The organism is uncultured Granulicatella sp. (assembly GCF_963528315.1).
Classification (GTDB): domain Bacteria; phylum Bacillota; class Bacilli; order Lactobacillales; family Aerococcaceae; genus Granulicatella.
The window spans coordinates 1-17,815 of the sequence record NZ_CAURVV010000031.1 but is presented as its reverse complement, the minus strand read 5'-3'; the positions used below and the strand labels follow the sequence as shown (position 1 = coordinate 17,815).

Below are 17,815 nucleotides of genomic sequence, written 5' to 3'. Positions count from 1 at the left end.
CTTTTTCTAATTCTGAAACTGCTTCTTCTAACGCTTTATCTAAATTATTTAAGAATTCTTTTTGAGCTGCTGCTTCTTTTTCTGCCGCTGCTTTAGCTGTTTCTTCAGATTTTTTGTTTGCTTCATCTAATTCTTTTTCTGCTTCTTTTGCAGTTAAGCCTTCTTTGAAACGTTTTTCGAAGTCCGCTTTTTGTTTAGCTACTTCTTCTTTTAATTTTTTAATTGCTTCTTCTTTTTGTTTATTTAATTCTGGGTCATTTTGCGTGTCAGCTTTTTCTAATTCTGAAACTGCTTCTTCTAACGCTTTATCTAAATTATTTAAGAACTCATCTTGTGCTGCTTTTTCTTCAGCTTCAGCTTCTGCTTCTGCTTTTTCTTCTTCCGCAGCTTTTTTATTTGCATCATCGATTGCTTTTTCAGCTTCTTCTACAGTTAAACCTTTTTCAAAACCTTTTTCAATTTCAGATTTTGTTTTAGCTGCTTCTGCTTTTAATTTTTCAATGGCAGCTTCAACTTGTTTTGCTAATTCTGGATCATTTTGAGTATCTGCTTTTTTTAATTCTGCAATTGAATCTTCTAAAGCTTTATCAAAATTTTTTAAAAATTCTTTTTGAGCTGCTTCCTCAGCTTCAGCTTCTTTTTTCTCTCTTAGTTCCTCTTTTTCAGCAATTTTATTTATTTCATCTTCAGTAGCTTCTGCAGTTTTTCCAGTATTGAAACCTTCAACGATTTTAGCTTTCTCTTTAGCTGCTTCTTCTTTTAATTTTTCAATTGTAGCTTTAATATTGTCAGCTGAATCTGGATCATTTTTTGCTTCTTCTTCTAATTCTTTAATAGTCTCTGCTAAAGCTTTATCAAAATTCGCTAAAACTTCATCTTGTTTTGCTTTTTCTTCAGCACTTGGTTGTTCAGTAGTTGCAGCATACACGCTAGGTGATAATTGAGTTAGTGCTGCTGTTGATAATAATGTAGCTGTTGCTAAACCTGTAATAAGGAATTTGTTTTTCATTTAAAAACCTCCAAAATTTAATTTTTATCATTTATATCTCTTAAATTTTATCATTATTCTATAAAGATTACAACTTTCTAGCTATAAACTAAATCATATTTATTTATATTAATTTTTAAATTACTTAGCTTTTGACTTCACATACTCAATAATCTTATTTGGTGTATCAATCTCTTCATAAGTCACTTCAGTAGGAGCAACTTCAAGTCCAAATTCTTCTAATCGAACCAATAACTCTACAAAAGCTAATGAATCCATTAGTCCTTCTTCTTTTAAATTGATGTCTTTATCTTCATAGACAACTTCATCTTCGCAGATCTCTTCTAATATTTTTAAAATTCTTTCTTCCATTTTTCTTCTCCTTTCTAATTTGCTAATCGACTTAAAATATAGTTGACTTCTAGTTCTACTCCAATTGGCAATACCGCTTCATCAATATCAAATTTTTCATGGTGATGTCCATAGGCTGTTTCTTCTCCAGATTGACTTCCTAATAATCCATAAACTCCTGGCTTATCGACTAAATAATCTGCAAAGTCATCTGCTCCCATTGCTAATTCATATTTAGTAATAATATGATCGATAGAATCCACCGATTTCGCCACTAGTTGGAATTTCTCTGCTAATTCATGAGTATTAATAACAGGTGCTGCTGCATCATACCAATCCACTTCAACTTCACAACGATGAGTAGCTGCAATTCCTTGAGCAATTCTAGTCACTGCTTCTTTTAAATGAGCTCTTGTTGTATGACTAAATGCACGAATTGTACCTTCTAATAGAGCATCATTTGCTACGATATTATAGCGAGTGCCAGCATGTAGTTTTCCAACTCCTACAACTGCACGATCACCTGGTTCTACTTCACGACTTACAATCGTTTGTAACGCTACAACAATTTCACTTGCTGTGACTAATGCATCATGACCTAAGTGAGGACGACCTACGTGCGCACTTTTACCTGTTACTTTAATTTTGAAAATATCGCAGGAAGCATTCACTGGTCCACCTTGTACCGCAAAAGTACCTACTGGTAACCCTGAATTTACATGGATAGCAAAACTTTCATCAATATGATCAATTTTACCTGAAGCGACGAATTGTTTTGCACCTGCTCCGATTTCTTCAGCTGGTTGGAAGGCAATATACACTGTTCCAGCAAATGTATCTTTTAATTCATTTAATACTTTAGCAGTCCCTAATCCCATTGCCGTGTGAGCATCATGTCCACAAGCATGATTTAAGCCTTCATTTTTAGAAGAGTAAGGCTTATTCGTGCAATCTGGTAGTTCTAAGGCATCAATATCTGCACGAAGTAGAATTGTTTTTCCTTCGCCTTTTCCTCCTGTAATAATCGCTAATGTTCCAGTATCCGCAATTTTTTCAAATGGAATATTTAATTTCGTTAATTCCTCTTGAATTTTTTCTGCTGTTTTATATTCTTTCAAGCTTGATTCTGGATTTTCATGAAAATGTCTTCTTAATGTTACTAACTCTTCGGTAAAAGCTTGTGCTTTTTCTTTAATTTGGCTCATTAAATTCCCTTCTTTCGATTGTAATAAAGAGGCATGACTAGCATGCCTCTTTGGAGATGAATGATGATTAAAATGATTGATTCTTAGAAATTATTTTAAAGAAGCTTTTTCCCAAACTGGTACGTTTGCACCTTTTGAAACTTCTTCAATTTTCTTAGCTGTTTCTGGTGATTGGTAGTATTTAACGATTGTTTTGTAAACTTCGTTATTTTCGTTACCTTCTTTAGCAGCAATAACATTGTAGTATGGTTGAGAAGAATCTGTGATTTCTTCGATAAAGATTGAATCTTTTGTTGGTTGGAATCCTGCTTCAACTGCAAAACCATTGTTGATTAATGAAGCTGCTACATCGTCTAAAGCACGAGCTGTTTGTCCAGCTGGTAATTCTTTAATTTCAATTTTCTTAGGATTTTCTACGATATCATCTTTTGTAGCTAATGTGTTGTTTACATCTTTTAATTTGATTACGCCAGCTGCGTGTAGTAAGCGTAATGCACGAGAGTTGTTAGAAGTATCTTCTGGGATTGCAATAGTATCGCCTTCTTTTAACTCACTAACGTTTTTAATTTTTTTAGAATACACACCCATTGGAGCAATTACTGTATATCCAATTGGTTTGATGTGAGTATTTTGTTCTTTGTTGAAACGTTCTAAGTAAATAATTGTTTGGAATGAGTTTAAGTCAACATCTCCATTTTCTAAAGCTTGGTTAGGTTGAACATAGTCAGTAAATTCTACTAATTCAACATTGATGTTTTCTTTTTCTTTTAAGCGTTTAATAACGTCATCCCATACATCATGGTTCCCTGCGTTAACCCCTACTTTAACTGTCTTTGCTTCTTTTTTAGCATCTGCTGCTTGGTTTGAATTTGAAGAAGTTTGAGCTCCTTGTCCACATGCTGCTAATGTTAATCCTGCTAATGCTGTTACAAATAATTTTTTAATGTTCATCTATAAATTCCTCTTTTCTTTGTGTTTAAATTTATTTATATATCCTTTTTTAGTTGAACTCGATTTCGCTGAAACGACGTCCACTTCACGCCACCCCCACTCAACTACGTTGCTTTGTGTGCGTCGCTCCAGTGATTCGTTTCAGAACGCTCAATCTCGTATCCTTTTATTTCGTAGCTCTTTTTTCTAGGAAGTCACCGATTGCTTGGCTGATAAATACGATAATCAACATAATAATCGTTGCTACTACGATTACGTCTCCTTGGAATCGATTATATCCTCTTGAAATTGCTAAGTTCCCGATTCCCCCAGCTCCAAACGCACCAGCCATTGTTGTTAAACCAATTAAGCTGATTGTTGTTAGAGAAGAAGCACGGATTAAACTTGGCAATCCTTCTTTTAAGTACACACGGAAAATAATTTCCAATGGTGTACATCCCATAGCGATTGAAGCTTCAATCACTCCTTTATCCACTTCTAACAAAGCTAATTGTACTTGTCGTGAGAAGAATGGAACAGTTGCAATAACTAGTGGCACAATCGCACCAGGAATTCCAATTGTAGTTCCAACAATTAATCTTGTTAATGGGATTAATAACATCGCTAAAATGATAAATGGAATCGAACGGAATAGGTTCACCACTTTATCTAAAGTCGCATATAGAATTTTATTTTCTAAAATATTCCCTTCACGAGTAACGACTAACACAACTCCTAAAGCAATTCCTAATACACCAGCAATTAGCCCTGTAATTCCTACCATTAATAAAGTATCAATTGTACTTTTAATAATTTCTTGAGTTACACGAGCATCAATATTTGGAAATAATTGGTGTAAGTTCATCTTATTCAGCCTCCTTTGGTTCATCTAGAATTTCTGTTTGAACACCTGATTGGTGAATATATTTGATGGCTTGTTGAATTTTTTCAGCTTCACCAGATAAACCTACTAGTAAAGTTCCAACAGCAGTCTCTTGAATGACTTCCACATTGGCAAATAAAATATTCGCTGCTACTTGGAATTGAGTCGATAATTTCGTAATCAATGGTTCTCCTGTTGAAGCACCCACAAATGAAATTTTCGCAAGAACATCTCCAGGGTTTAAGTTTAGTAAATGTTCATGTTGTAGAACTGTTTCAATTCCTTTGTTAATATGTGTTGCTGTATCAATGAAATCTTTTGTTAATGGTTTTTGTGGATTCGTAAAGATTTCTAATACAGATCCTTGTTCAATAATTAAACCTTGTTCCATTACGGCAACTTTATTACAAATCTCTTTTACAACTTGCATTTCGTGAGTGATAATCACGATTGTAATGCCTAACTGTTCGTTTACTTTTTTCAAAAGTTCTAAAATAGATTCGGTTGTTTTTGGGTCTAATGCACTTGTTGCTTCGTCACATAATAGAACATCTGGATCATTTGCTAGCGCTCTAGCAATCGCAACCCTTTGTTTTTGTCCCCCAGATAATTGTCTTGGGTAACTTGTAATTTTGTCTTCCAATCCTACTAAGTGTAGAAGTGACTCAACTTTTTCCTTAATTTGCGCTTTAGATAATCCTGAGCGTTTTAATGGAAAGGCAACATTCTCAAATACAGATAAAGTATTCATCAAATTGAAATGTTGGAAAATCATTCCGATTTTTTTACGAGCATCTCTTAATTGAGCCTCTTTTAAACTTGTTAACTCCACTCCTGAAACCGTTACTGTTCCATTTGTTGGACGTTGTAATAAGTTGATAGTACGTACTAATGTACTTTTCCCAGCACCACTATAACCGATAATTCCATAAATATCGCCATCTTCAATCGTAATATTTACTTGCTTCACAGCTTCAACGGTTTTACCTGATTGCTGAAATGTCACATCAATATTTTTTAATTCAATCATTCGTTTCTCCTTTCAAGCAAATAAAAAGCCCGCTCTTTGGTTTTACTCACCAACCAAAGGACGAGTTCTCTCGTGTTACCACCTTTATTCACAGAATTCTCACAAATTCTGCCTCAATCAGTTCATTTAAACTGAAAAGCTATATCGGGCTTTCCCGTAATCGTTTAATAATTCAACGATTAGCACTCAAAGGCCATCTTCAAAGCTTCAACTATTATCTCTTTTCACCAAACCGAGACTCTCTAAAACAGATTCACTTTTACTCTCCTTGTCACAGTGCGTTATGACTATGAATCTAGGATACCAACAAACTCCGTTACAGTCAATTTCTAGATTACTATCACTTGTTATAAGTTTTACTTATATACTTTTTCTTGCATATCCCTCTTCTTTTTTCTACAATGAACTTACGAGGTGATATACATGAACAATTTAATTTCTTATAAAAAAATGCCACTATGGACTGCAGAAACTTTGCCTGAACCGTTTAAAAAAATGCATAATACAAAGGTTGGAACTTGGGCTCAACTGCATATTTTAAAAGGAGAAATCACATTTGAATTTTTAAACGAGGATGGTAGCGTTAGTGATACTGTACTGCTAAATGCGACTACTCCAATTCCATTGGTAGAACCACAACAGTGGCATCGAATCGCTAAAGCAAGTGACGATATCGAATGCTATTTAGAATTTTTCTGTAAAAAAGAAGATTATTTTGCAAAAAAATATGGCTATACTAAGACTCACTCTGAAGTATTAACTGCTCAACCGCTGATTCCAAAAGGGCGTGTACTTGACTTAGGAAGTGGAGAAGGTCGTAATAGCTTATACCTTGCTTCATTAGGATATGACGTCACTTCATTGGATTGGAATGTTCCAAGCTTACAAAAATTACAAGAAGTAGCTACTCAAGAAGGACTTTCACTTGAAGTTGATCCATATGACATTGAATGTGCCGATATTCCTGGCGGACAATATGATTGGATTGTATCAACCGTTGTATTGATGTTCTTACATGAAGAAGTCATTCCAGATGTCATTGAGAATATGCAATCTCACACAGCTTCTGGTGGCTATAATTTAATCGTCGCCGCTATGTCAACTGAAGATGCACCTTGTCCTGTGAATTTCCCATTTACTTTTAAAGAAGGCGAATTACTAGATTATTATGCCGGGTGGGAAATTTTAAAATATAATGAAGACTTTGGAGAACTCCATAAAACAGACGAAAACGGCAATCGTCTACGCTTCAGATTTGCGACACTGTTGGCAAAGAAAGGGTAAGTTGGGACCCCTATGGTCTTAGAATTAACCAATTCTGTAGAACTAGAAATGATTAGTAAAAAAATGGAAATTTGAGCTTATAGTCTCAAATTTCCATTTTATGTTTTTTACTACTATAAAAACTTATTAAAATAATTCTATCTAGAAATTCGCAGTTGAATTAAGACTGCAGCTTTTTGGATAAATGGGATAAATGAAATAATACGATGTACTACTTTCCATCGGTTTGGATATTGTGCCATTGTATAATCAAAACTCAATAATTCTGCATGTTTACCAAATAAATCAAACAATTCTTCTTTAGAAGAAAGTCCCCAATGCATTTTAACCCCTTGTTCCCTAAATTCTTTTTGTTTATTTTTAGATGCAATCATATGATGTTGTAACGTATCAAAATAACATTCATATTGATGAAATTCTCTCTCTAAGTTTGTTGCTAATTCCTTTATATCATTTGTATTAAAGTACATTAACACTCCTTCAATAATGAATAAATAATCTCCTTTTGGATATTGTTCTTTAACAATTTGAATCCATTTATCATCTAATATTGAGTTAGCAATCATCTGTGAAGTAGCTGTTTCTTCAAAAAACTCTTGTCTTAATGTAATGACATCTAAAAAGTCTACACTGAAAAATGGAATATCTTCTGCTCCAATTCTTCCTTGCCTATCATCTAAACCACAACCTAATTGAATGATGACTGGATGTTTATGACTCTCAATAAAATTCTTGCAGCAATCATCAAAATATTTCGTTCTTAAACAAACTCCGATTCGATCAAAAAAAGAAACACTTACCATTGATGGAACTTGCTTCATCATTTCTTCGGCTTTTTGATCAATAAATAACCGATTCTTTTGCGAACCTTCTAACGCTTTTGCTTGTAGTGTCATTAGCATCGTTTTAGATACTTTATTTTCAAATAATTCTCCCATTCTATCAACTCCTTTTTTTAGGCATACCTAAACTTTATCTCATTCTACTCTTTTCTTTTTCCATTTTCAATACCCTTTTAACATAAAAAATCCTGCTAGTAATTTCTTACTAACAGGATTTAACTTACATTCTTCTATTAAATTTTCTAATAGCTGTTCTCTTCAACTGCTTGATTTTTAATAATTTTTACAATACGACTTGTACCTAAACGACTAGCACCTAATGAAATGAATTTTTCTGCATCTTCTAAGCTAGAAATTCCACCTGCAGCTTTGATTTTCACGGAAGGGCCTACATGTTCTTTCATTAAAGCTACTGCTTCAAATGTAGCTCCACCTGTTGAAAATCCAGTTGATGTTTTAATATACTCTGCTCCTGCACGAGTCACTACTTTACATAATTCAATCAATTCTTCTGTTGTTAATAAACAAATTTCTACGATCACTTTCAAAATTCTTCCTTGACAAGCTTCATGAATTTGACGAATTTCTTCTTCTACTAAGTCGAAGCTTTTATTTTTTACATCCGTAATATTGATGACCATATCGATTTCACTTGCTCCATTAGCAACTGCATCTTTTGTTTCAAAAACTTTGACATTTGTTGTTGAATATCCATTAGGGAATCCAATAACTGTACAAATCGGTAATTTACCGTCAACATATGCCGCTGCTTGTTTGACATAGCTGGCAGGAATACAAGCTGAAGCTGTACCATAATGAATCGCATCATCTAAAATTTGTTGAATTTCTTCCCATGTTGCATTTTGTGTTAATAAGGTATGATCGACGGTTGCTAAAATTTCTTTTAATTCCATTTGATTCACCTATCCTTATGCGTTTTGACGGTCTTGTGCAATTAAGTTACGTAAAGCTTGTACAGCAACTGTAATTGCTGCTTCTGTATCATGAACGATTGGGTTTTCTAACCCTGCAGCATTTCTTTCTTGGTTTCCTACTACTAAGAATGTTGAACCAACTCTTACTCCTAAATGACTAGCTACTACAAATAAAGCTGCTGATTCCATTTCTGAAGCTTTTACTTTTAGACGTTTCCAAGCTTCCCATTTTTGTTGTAATTCATAGCTTACTGGCATTACTTCTGGTTCATGTTGCCCATAGAATGAATCTTTACATTGAACAATACCTGCATGAGTTGTATACCCTAATGTTTTACCAGCTTGTAATAATGCTGTTACAACATCATAGTTCGCAACGGCTGGGAATTCGATTGGCGCATATTCACGAGTTGTTCCTTCTGTACGAATTGCACCTGTAGCAATCACGATATCTCCACCTTTTACGTCGATATCAATTCCTCCACAAGTTCCAACACGAACGAATGTATCTGCACCACTTCTCACTAATTCTTCTAAAGCGATAGAAGCTGATGGTCCACCAATCCCTGTTGAAGTCACACTAACTTTTTCTCCATCTAAGTATCCTGTATATGTTACATATTCACGGTTATCTGCTACTAATTTTGCATCTTCAAAATGTTCAGCAATTTTCGCACAACGTTTAGGATCTCCTGGTAAAATAACGTATTTACCTACATCTCCTTTGCGAATGTTTAAATGATATTGTAATCCTTCTTCTGAATAATTTTGCATCTCTCTTCCTCCTTTTAGGTATCCTATAAATACCTTAACTGTAAAATTATACCATATTTTTATACTTTTTGAAAACGTTCGCTAAAAAATTAAAAAGAAAAGACTTTCCATAGTAGTAAGAGGACTAGTAGCCATAATTCTGACTACTAGTCCTAGGAAACTTCGAGACATAGGCTCGAAGTTTAGCAATGAGACTCGCTTCGCGAGGCTGCTTGCGTCCTTTACTACTATTTAGGAAAGTCTAATTCAATCTTTTAAGCTTCTGTTGTTGCTTCCACTGTTCCTTCAGATACAATTCCTTCCGCTAACTCTTCAGTAGCTTCAACGAATTCTTCTGTTTGAACTGGTGTAGAAGTGCTTGTTTCCATATTACGGTAACGAGCCATACCTGTACCAGCAGGAATAATCTTACCAATGATAACATTTTCCTTAAGTCCAAGTAAGTGGTCTTTCTTACCACGAATAGATGCGTCTGTTAACACACGAGTAGTTTCTTGGAATGAAGCCGCAGATAAGAAACTGTTTGTTTCTAATGAAGCTTTTGTAATACCAAGTAATACTGGACGTGCAGTCGCTGGAACTTCACCATTCATAATTGCAGAACGGTTACGTTCAGTAAAGTCTGCGATATCTAATAATGTTCCTGGTAAAATTTCAGTTGAACCTGGATCCATTACACGAACTTTACGTAACATTTGACGAACCATTACCTCAACGTGTTTATCGCCGATTTCTACCCCTTGCATACGGTATACTTTTTGTACTTCACGTAATAAGTAGTTTTCTACTGATAATACATCACGAACACGTAATAATTCTTTTGGATCGATAGAACCAGATGTTAATGGTTCACCACGATGGATTGTTTGTCCTTCTTCAACATTTAAGCGAGCTGTAAATGGAACAGTATACGTACGTGTATCTGTTGCACCTTTAATAGTGATTTCTTTAGTACGGCTTCCCGCATTTTCATCAATCGATACAACTTCACCTGTTACTTCTGTAATAGTCGCTCCCCCTTTAGGGTTACGAGCTTCAAAGATTTCTTGGATACGAGGTAAACCTTGAGTAATATCGTCTCCGGCTACCCCACCGGTATGGAAGGTACGCATTGTTAACTGAGTACCAGGTTCCCCGATAGATTGAGCGGCAATTGTACCAACTGCTTCCCCAACTTCTACTTCTGAACCTGTTGCTAAGTTACGTCCATAACAATGTTTACATACACCATGTTTAGTATCACATGTAAATGCAGAACGGATTGTTACTTCTTCAATACCAGCATCAATGATTTTACGAGCAATATCTTCTGTAATTAATTCATTGTGACCAACAAATACTTCACCAGTTACTGGATCTTTTACAGAACGTTGTGCATAACGTCCAATCATACGTTCTTCTAATGTTTCAATCATTTCATTTCCTTCACGGATAGCTGAAATTGTTAAACCACGATCAGAACCACAGTCTGTTTCACGGATAATTACGTCTTGCGCTACGTCTACTAAACGACGAGTTAAGTAACCTGAGTCGGCTGTCTTCAAGGCTGTATCCGTCATCCCTTTACGGGCACCGTGAGTTGATAAGAACATCTCCATAACCGTTAACCCTTCACGGAAGTTTGATGTTACTGGTAATTCCATGATTTTACCGTTCGGAGCAGCCATCAATCCACGCATCCCCGCTAACTGTGTAAAGTTAGAGATGTTACCACGGGCTCCAGAGTCACTCATCATGAAGATTGGGTTACGAGCACCAAGTGTTTTCGTTAATGCGCTTTGGATTTCATCTTTTGCTGCATTCCATGTTTCGATAACACGTTCATATCTTTCGTCATCTGTAATTAAACCACGACGGAATAATTTAGAGATTTCATCAACTTGGTTATGTGCATCAGAAAGAATTGTCTTTTTATTTCCTGCAACAGAAATATCTGCAATCCCTACTGTTAAACCAGCACGAGTTGAATATTTATATCCTAAGTCTTTCATACGGTCTAACATCATTGATGTTTCTGTAATGTGGAAACGTTTGAAGACTTCCGCAATGATTTGACCTAAGTTTTTCTTCTTGAATGGTAAAACGATTGGTTGTTTTGCAATTTCTTCCTTAATATTTGAACCTGGTTCTAAGAAGTATTTATCTGGAGTAGCTACTTCTAAGTTTTCCATTGATGGTTCATTTAAGTAAGGGAATTCGTCAGGCATAATTTCATTGAATAATAATTTACCAACTGTCGTTACTAACATGCGTTCTTTTTGCCATTCTGTAAATGGTTTATGAGGAAGCGCACTTGCGTGAATTGCAATACGGCTGTGTAAATGAACATATCCATTTTGGTATGCTAACATTGCTTCGTTCATGTCTTTGAAGTACATTCCTTCTCCAACACGACCTTCTTGTTCTAATGTTAAGTAATAGTTTCCTAAAACCATGTCTTGAGATGGAGTTACTACTGGTTTTCCATCTTTAGGGTTTAAGATATTTTGTGCTGCTAACATTAATAAGCGAGCTTCTGCTTGAGCTTCTTGTGAAAGTGGCACGTGAACCGCCATTTGGTCTCCGTCGAAGTCGGCATTGTAGGCCTCACACACTAATGGGTGAAGACGGATTGCACGACCTTCTACTAGAGTTGGTTCGAATGCTTGAATCCCTAATCTGTGAAGAGTAGGTGCTCGGTTTAATAGAACTGGGTGTTCACGAATGACTTCTTCTAAAACTGCCCAAATATCATCGTCTAAACGTTCAATTTTACGTTTTGCACTCTTAATATTTCCAGCAATTTCACGTTCTACTAATTCTTTCATTACGAATGGTTTGAATAATTCAATCGCCATTTCTTTTGGTAAACCACATTGATACATCTTCAAGTTTGGTCCTACTACGATTACAGAACGTCCTGAGTAGTCTACACGTTTACCAAGTAAGTTTTGACGGAAACGACCTTGTTTCCCTTTAAGCATATGACTTAATGATTTCAATGGACGGTTACCTGGTCCAGTAACTGGACGGCCACGACGACCATTATCGATTAAAGCATCAACCGCTTCTTGTAACATACGTTTTTCATTTTGAACGATGATACGTGGAGCGTTTAATTCTAATAAACGTTTTAGACGATTATTACGGTTAATTACACGACGGTATAAATCATTTAAGTCACTTGTTGCAAAACGTCCACCTTCTAATTGAACCATTGGACGTAAATCTGGTGGGATAACTGGAATAACATCCATTACCATCCAACCAGGTTTATTTCCTGATTCACGGAAAGCATCTAAAATATCTAAACGACGGATTGCACGAGTACGTTTTTGTCCTTGAGCTGTTTTTAACTCTTCTTTTAATTCTGCAATTTCAGCTTCTAAGTCAACATTGTTTAATAATTCTTGAACAGCTTCAGCACCCATTGCTGCGTGGAAACGAGTTCCGAATTCCATACGTTTTTCACGGTATTCACGTTCACTTAATAATTGTTTTTTCATCAATGTTGTGTCACCAGCATCGATAACAACATAGCTTGCAAAATAAATGATTTCTTCCAACGCACGAGGACTCATGTCTAACACAAGTCCCATACGGCTAGGAATTCCTTTAAAGTACCAAACATGTGATACTGGAGCAGCTAATTCGATATGTCCCATACGTTCACGACGAACTTTTGAGCGAGTTACTTCAACGCCACAACGATCACACACTTTTCCTTTATTATTAATTTTCTTTAATTTACCACATGAACATTCTAAATCTTTTGTTGGTCCAAAAATCTTTTCACAGTATAGACCATCACGTTCTGGTTTCAAAGTACGATAGTTGATTGTTTCTGGTTTGGTTACTTCACCATATGACCATTCACGAATCTTATCAGGAGACGCTAAACCAATTTGCATACTTTCAAAATTATTTACATCTATCAAGGGGCCAACCTCCCTCTTCTTTGGAATTGCCCTACGATTCCAATAGTTATTCTTAGTCTAAAGTTTCTTCTGTATCTTCTGAATCTTGAATTTCTTCAGTTTCTTCTACTGCTGTTTCAACTGCTTCTGTTTTTTCTCCAGAAAGTTCAGCAATACGGTCAGAATATTCATTTAACTTACGTGTTTTTTCGCTCATTTTTTCAACATCATTGAAATTCATACGAGCATCGTCGTCCATGTCTTCTAACTTAATTTCTTCATCATTTTCGTCTAATACTTTCATATCAAGACCTAATGCTTGTAATTCTTTTACTAATACGCGGAATGATTCAGGTACACCTGGTTTAGAAATTTGTTGACCCTTCACAATTGATTCGTAAGTTTTCACACGACCAACAACGTCATCTGATTTGTATGTCAAGATTTCTTGTAATGTGTATGCAGCACCATATGCTTCTAGCGCCCATACCTCCATTTCTCCGAAACGTTGTCCACCAAATTGAGCTTTACCTCCAAGAGGTTGTTGAGTTACTAATGAGTAAGGTCCAATTGAACGAGCATGAAGTTTGTCATCAACCATGTGGGCAAGTTTAATCATATACATTACCCCTACTGATACACGGTTATCAAATGGTTCCCCTGTACGTCCATCATATAAAATTGTTTTCGCATCACGAGCCATACCTGCTTCTGCAACAGTTCCCCAAACATCTTCATCTTGCGCACCATCAAATACTGGTGTTGCGATGTAAATGCCTAATTCACGAGCTGCCATTCCTAAGTGTAACTCTAATACTTGTCCAATGTTCATACGTGATGGTACCCCTAATGGGTTTAACATGATATCAACTGGTGTCCCATCAGGTAAGAATGGCATATCTTCTTCCGGCATAATACGAGAAACTACCCCTTTATTACCGTGACGACCGGCCATCTTATCCCCTTCATTAATTTTACGTTTTTGAACAATGTATACACGAACTAATTTGTTTACTCCTGGCGCTAATTCATCACCTGCTGCACGAGTGAATACACGTACATCACGAACGATACCGCCTCCTCCATGAGGAACACGTAATGAAGTATCACGTACTTCACGAGCTTTTTCACCGAAGATTGCATGTAATAAACGTTCTTCTGGTGATTGTTCTGTTAATCCTTTAGGAGTAACTTTACCAACTAAGATATCCCCATCTTTAACTTCCGCACCGATACGGATAATTCCGTTTTCGTCAAGGTTCTTCAATGCATCTTCCCCAACGTTTGGAATTTCACGGGTAATTTCTTCTGGTCCTAATTTTGTATCACGAGCTTCTGAATCATAGTCATCAATATGAATTGAAGTATATACGTCATCTTTTACAAGACGTTCGCTCATGATAACCGCATCCTCATAGTTATATCCTTCCCAAGTCATGAATGCTACTAAAACGTTTTGTCCTAATGCTAATTCACCTTGTTCCATTGAAGGACCGTCTGCTAAGATTTCACCAACATCTACTTTATCGCCTTTTGAAACGATTGGACGTTGGTTATAACACATACCAGCATTTGAACCATGAAATTTAGTAATATTATATTGGTCTAATGAGCCATCTGCTGTACGTACACGTACTTGATTTGCATCTACAAATTCTACGACACCTTCACGTTTACATAGTAAAGCTACCCCAGAGTCATGCGCTGTTACATATTCCATACCTGTACCAATAAATGGTGCTTTTGGATTTAATAACGGAACTGCTTGACGTTGCATGTTGGCACCCATTAACGCACGGTTTGAGTCGTCGTTTTCTAAGAACGGGATACATGCTGTCGCAACAGCAACTACTTGTTTTGGAGATACGTCCATGTAGTCTACACGTTCTACAGGAACTTCTAAGTTTTCTGATACGTAACGAGCCATTACTACATCGTTTACGAAGCTTCCATCTTCATTCAATGGAGAGTTTGCTTGCGCTACTACATAACGGTCTTCTTCGTCCGCTGTTAAGTAGTCAATCTTATCTGTTACTTTATGAGTTTTCCAGTCTACACGACGATATGGAGTTTCAACGAATCCATATTTATTAATTTTAGCGTATGTTGATAAACTGTTGATCAAACCGATGTTTGGTCCCTCAGGAGTTTCAATCGGACACATACGACCATAGTGAGAATAGTGTACGTCACGAACTTCATATCCGGCACGGTCACGAGTCAAACCACCAGGTCCTAAGGCTGATAGACGACGTTTGTGAGTTAATTCTCCTAATGGGTTTGTTTGGTCCATGAATTGAGATAATTGAGATGAACCAAAGAATTCTTTAATCGCTGCTACTACAGGACGAATATTTACTAATTGTTGTGGTGTTACTGTCGCAACATCTTGGATAGACATACGTTCACGAACCACACGTTCCATACGAGATAAACCGATACGGAATTGATTTTGTAATAATTCACCAACTGAACGAATACGACGGTTTCCTAAGTGGTCGATATCGTCTGTTGAGCCGATTCCTTCATATAAGTTTAAGAAGTAGCTGATTGTAGCTAAAACGTCAGCTGCCGATACACATTTAATTTCATCTGGAATATTCGCATTTCCGATTACTTTAATCACTTTTTCAGGATCTTTTGGTGAATATACTTGAACTGATTGAATTGTTACAGGTTCTTGGATAACCCCTTCACTTGAAGGATATAATGTAAATAAGTTTGCTCCTGCTTCTAATGCTTGAGCCACTTTTTCCATAATTTCTTTTTCAAGAACTGTTCCTGCTTCAACAACAATTTCTCCTGTCTCAGGATGTACGATGTTTTCAGCAATTGTTTGATTTAATAAACGTGTTTTTAAGTTTAATTTTTTATTTACTTTATAACGACCTACTGCTGCAAAATCATAACGACGTGGATCAAAGAAACGAGCTGTTAATAAGTTACGTGAACTTTCAGCTGTTTTTGGTTCACCTGGGCGTAGACGGTCATAAATGTCTTTTAATGCTTCTTCTGTACGTGATTCATCCATACGTTTATGAACATCTTTATCTAATGTTAAACGTAATGTTTCACTTTCACCGAAGATTTCTAAAATTGTGTCATCTGATTCAAAACCTAATGCACGAACTAATACTGTTAATGGAATTTTACGAGTACGGTCAATACGTACATATGAAATGTCTTTTGAATCTGATTCATATTCTAACCATGCACCACGGTTAGGAATTAAAGTTGCGCCATATAAGGCTTTACCATTTTTATCTGGGCGGTCATGGAAGTATGAACCTGGTGAACGTACTAATTGAGATACAATTACACGTTCTGCACCATTAATGATAAATGTTCCCATTTCTGTCATTAATGGGAAATCTCCAAAGAAGACTTCTTGGTCTTTTACTTCTCCAGTTTCTTTATTCACTAAACGCATTTTTACATAAATTGGTGCTGCATAATTTGCGTCGTGATTTCTTGCTTCTGCAAGATTGTATTTTGGAGCATGTAATTCATAATCTAAGAATTCTAATGATAAATTACCTGTATGGTCTTCAATTGGTGAGATGTCTTTAAACATTTCACGAATCCCTTCATCTAAGAACCATTGGTAAGAATCAGTTTGAATTTCAATTAGATTTGGTAATTCTAATACTTCACTGATTCGTGCATAACTTCTACGCACACGGTGTTTACCGTATTTCACATCATGATGTGCCAACTCTTCCACCCCTATATCATAATTTTATGAATAAATATTACAAATTTATTACATTGTTAAATTTTCGTAACAAATGCCGCCTGTCAGTCGTTTTTGAACAAAAAAAAACCAAAAGAATTTCTTTATCCCTTATTAAAAAGAGCGCTCATTCTTTTGTTTTCCCTAATATTCACGGGATTTCTGGACAATATTTCAGCATCCCGCAAGACTATAGTTACACTTATTGCGTTACATTATTTTAGCGTGAAATTGGCGATTTGTCAAGGTTTTGAAGGACTTTCTTTGCGTGTTTACAAGAAAGTGCATACATTTTTTAGCGCAATAAAATAAAGCAGAAAAATGCTTTTTGTTTGCGAGGTCGCCAGTAGCCTCGCTTACGAGTCTCTTGGCTAAAAATCAAGCCTCGGTCTCGATTTTTACCTGCAACAGAAGCCAAACTTTGGCTTCTATTGCTTTCGCTACAAAAAGATTTTTCTGCTTTCTTTTATATTCTATTTGCGTTTTTCACTAACCCTAACAGTCTGTTATGTCAATTCTCAAATTGTAGTGAATAGGAGTAGAAAATCCTTTTTCTTTAATTTGGTCCAATATTTCCGGTAAGGATTTTTTTGTAGCCAATAAATATTGAAGGTGGCGTTCTAATCCATTATAGTTCGTTTTGCTTTTGGCAAGATAATATCCGCATCAAAATCACTTTCTACTTGAATATCCGTTACGATTTCATCTGTGACCATTAAACTCAAAACAGGATCATCTGAAATTAGAAATGTCAGTTTTTGTCCGTTAATTGTATTTGTCATTATTCCATCCTCTTTCGTATGTTACTAATTTTCGTGCTATTAAACTACTATTCTTTTATTATTCTGTCAATTCAAATAAGAATATGTCAACCATTTTTAGAACGTAAAAAAGAAAGCAGATAAATACTTTTTGTTTGCGAGGTCGCCAGTAGCCTCGCTTGCGAGTCTCTTGGCTAAAAATC

12 protein-coding genes, 1 pseudogene and 1 other annotated feature are annotated in these 17,815 nt (G+C 35.8%); of the genes and pseudogenes, 1 reads left to right on the top strand and 12 read right to left on the bottom strand.

The window, feature by feature from the left end; translation table 11 throughout:
* From RYK07_RS06745 to RYK07_RS06720, 6 genes are all read right to left on the bottom strand, one after another.
* Positions 1-1,009 (bottom strand): hypothetical protein (locus RYK07_RS06745; protein ID WP_399546510.1); only part of this gene is annotated, 1,009 nt, incomplete at its 3' end.
* A gap of 120 nt (positions 1,010-1,129) precedes the next feature.
* Positions 1,130-1,360, bottom strand: a complete 231-nt coding sequence (dltC, locus tag RYK07_RS06740) for a D-alanine--poly(phosphoribitol) ligase subunit DltC (RefSeq protein WP_314853071.1) — start codon at positions 1,358-1,360, stop codon at positions 1,130-1,132.
* 14 nt (positions 1,361-1,374) lie between these two features.
* Positions 1,375-2,544 carry an amidohydrolase gene (locus RYK07_RS06735; protein WP_314853070.1) on the bottom strand — a complete coding sequence of 390 codons (1,170 nt, stop codon included), beginning with the start codon at positions 2,542-2,544 and terminating at the stop codon, positions 1,375-1,377.
* A gap of 90 nt (positions 2,545-2,634) precedes the next feature.
* Positions 2,635-3,495 carry a MetQ/NlpA family ABC transporter substrate-binding protein gene (locus RYK07_RS06730; protein WP_314680406.1) on the bottom strand — a complete coding sequence of 287 codons (861 nt, stop codon included), beginning with the start codon at positions 3,493-3,495 and terminating at the stop codon, positions 2,635-2,637.
* Positions 3,496-3,661: 166 nt separating this feature from the next.
* Positions 3,662-4,339 (bottom strand): methionine ABC transporter permease, encoded by a 678-nt coding sequence (locus RYK07_RS06725; RefSeq protein ID WP_314853068.1) that lies wholly within the window; start codon positions 4,337-4,339, stop codon positions 3,662-3,664.
* A gap of 1 nt (position 4,340) precedes the next feature.
* Positions 4,341-5,387: an ATP-binding cassette domain-containing protein gene (locus RYK07_RS06720; protein ID WP_314853067.1), complete on the bottom strand. Its 1,047-nt coding sequence runs from the start codon at positions 5,385-5,387 to the stop codon at positions 4,341-4,343.
* A 53-nt stretch (positions 5,388-5,440) separates the two neighbouring features.
* Positions 5,441-5,671 (bottom strand) — a binding site (T-box leader).
* A 139-nt stretch (positions 5,672-5,810) separates the two neighbouring features.
* Between RYK07_RS06720 and tehB the strand changes: the two genes are divergently transcribed.
* Positions 5,811-6,671 (top strand): SAM-dependent methyltransferase TehB, encoded by an 861-nt coding sequence (tehB, locus tag RYK07_RS06715; protein ID WP_314853066.1) that lies wholly within the window; start codon positions 5,811-5,813, stop codon positions 6,669-6,671.
* Between the two features lie 137 nt (positions 6,672-6,808).
* On the opposite strand, the gene RYK07_RS06710 is transcribed toward tehB, so the two are convergent.
* The 6 genes and pseudogenes from RYK07_RS06710 to RYK07_RS06685 form a co-directional block, all read right to left on the bottom strand.
* On the bottom strand, positions 6,809-7,609 hold the full coding sequence (locus RYK07_RS06710) for a class I SAM-dependent methyltransferase (protein ID WP_314853065.1): 801 nt from the start codon (positions 7,607-7,609) through the stop codon (positions 6,809-6,811).
* A 146-nt stretch (positions 7,610-7,755) separates the two neighbouring features.
* Positions 7,756-8,427, bottom strand: a complete 672-nt coding sequence (gene deoC / locus RYK07_RS06705) for a deoxyribose-phosphate aldolase (RefSeq protein WP_314853063.1) — start codon at positions 8,425-8,427, stop codon at positions 7,756-7,758.
* 15 nt (positions 8,428-8,442) lie between these two features.
* Positions 8,443-9,222, bottom strand: coding sequence for a uridine phosphorylase (gene udp / locus RYK07_RS06700; protein WP_314681239.1), 780 nt, complete (start codon positions 9,220-9,222; stop codon positions 8,443-8,445).
* A 254-nt stretch (positions 9,223-9,476) separates the two neighbouring features.
* Positions 9,477-13,139 carry a DNA-directed RNA polymerase subunit beta' gene (gene rpoC / locus RYK07_RS06695; RefSeq protein WP_314853062.1) on the bottom strand — a complete coding sequence of 1,221 codons (3,663 nt, stop codon included), beginning with the start codon at positions 13,137-13,139 and terminating at the stop codon, positions 9,477-9,479.
* A gap of 225 nt (positions 13,140-13,364) precedes the next feature.
* Positions 13,365-16,842: pseudogene (gene rpoB, locus RYK07_RS06690) on the bottom strand (DNA-directed RNA polymerase subunit beta); the annotation flags it as partial.
* A 629-nt stretch (positions 16,843-17,471) separates the two neighbouring features.
* A complete protein-coding gene (locus RYK07_RS06685) occupies positions 17,472-17,633 on the bottom strand; it encodes a hypothetical protein (RefSeq protein ID WP_314853059.1) in 162 nt (53 codons plus the stop codon).
* Between the last annotated feature and the right edge of the window lie 182 nt (positions 17,634-17,815).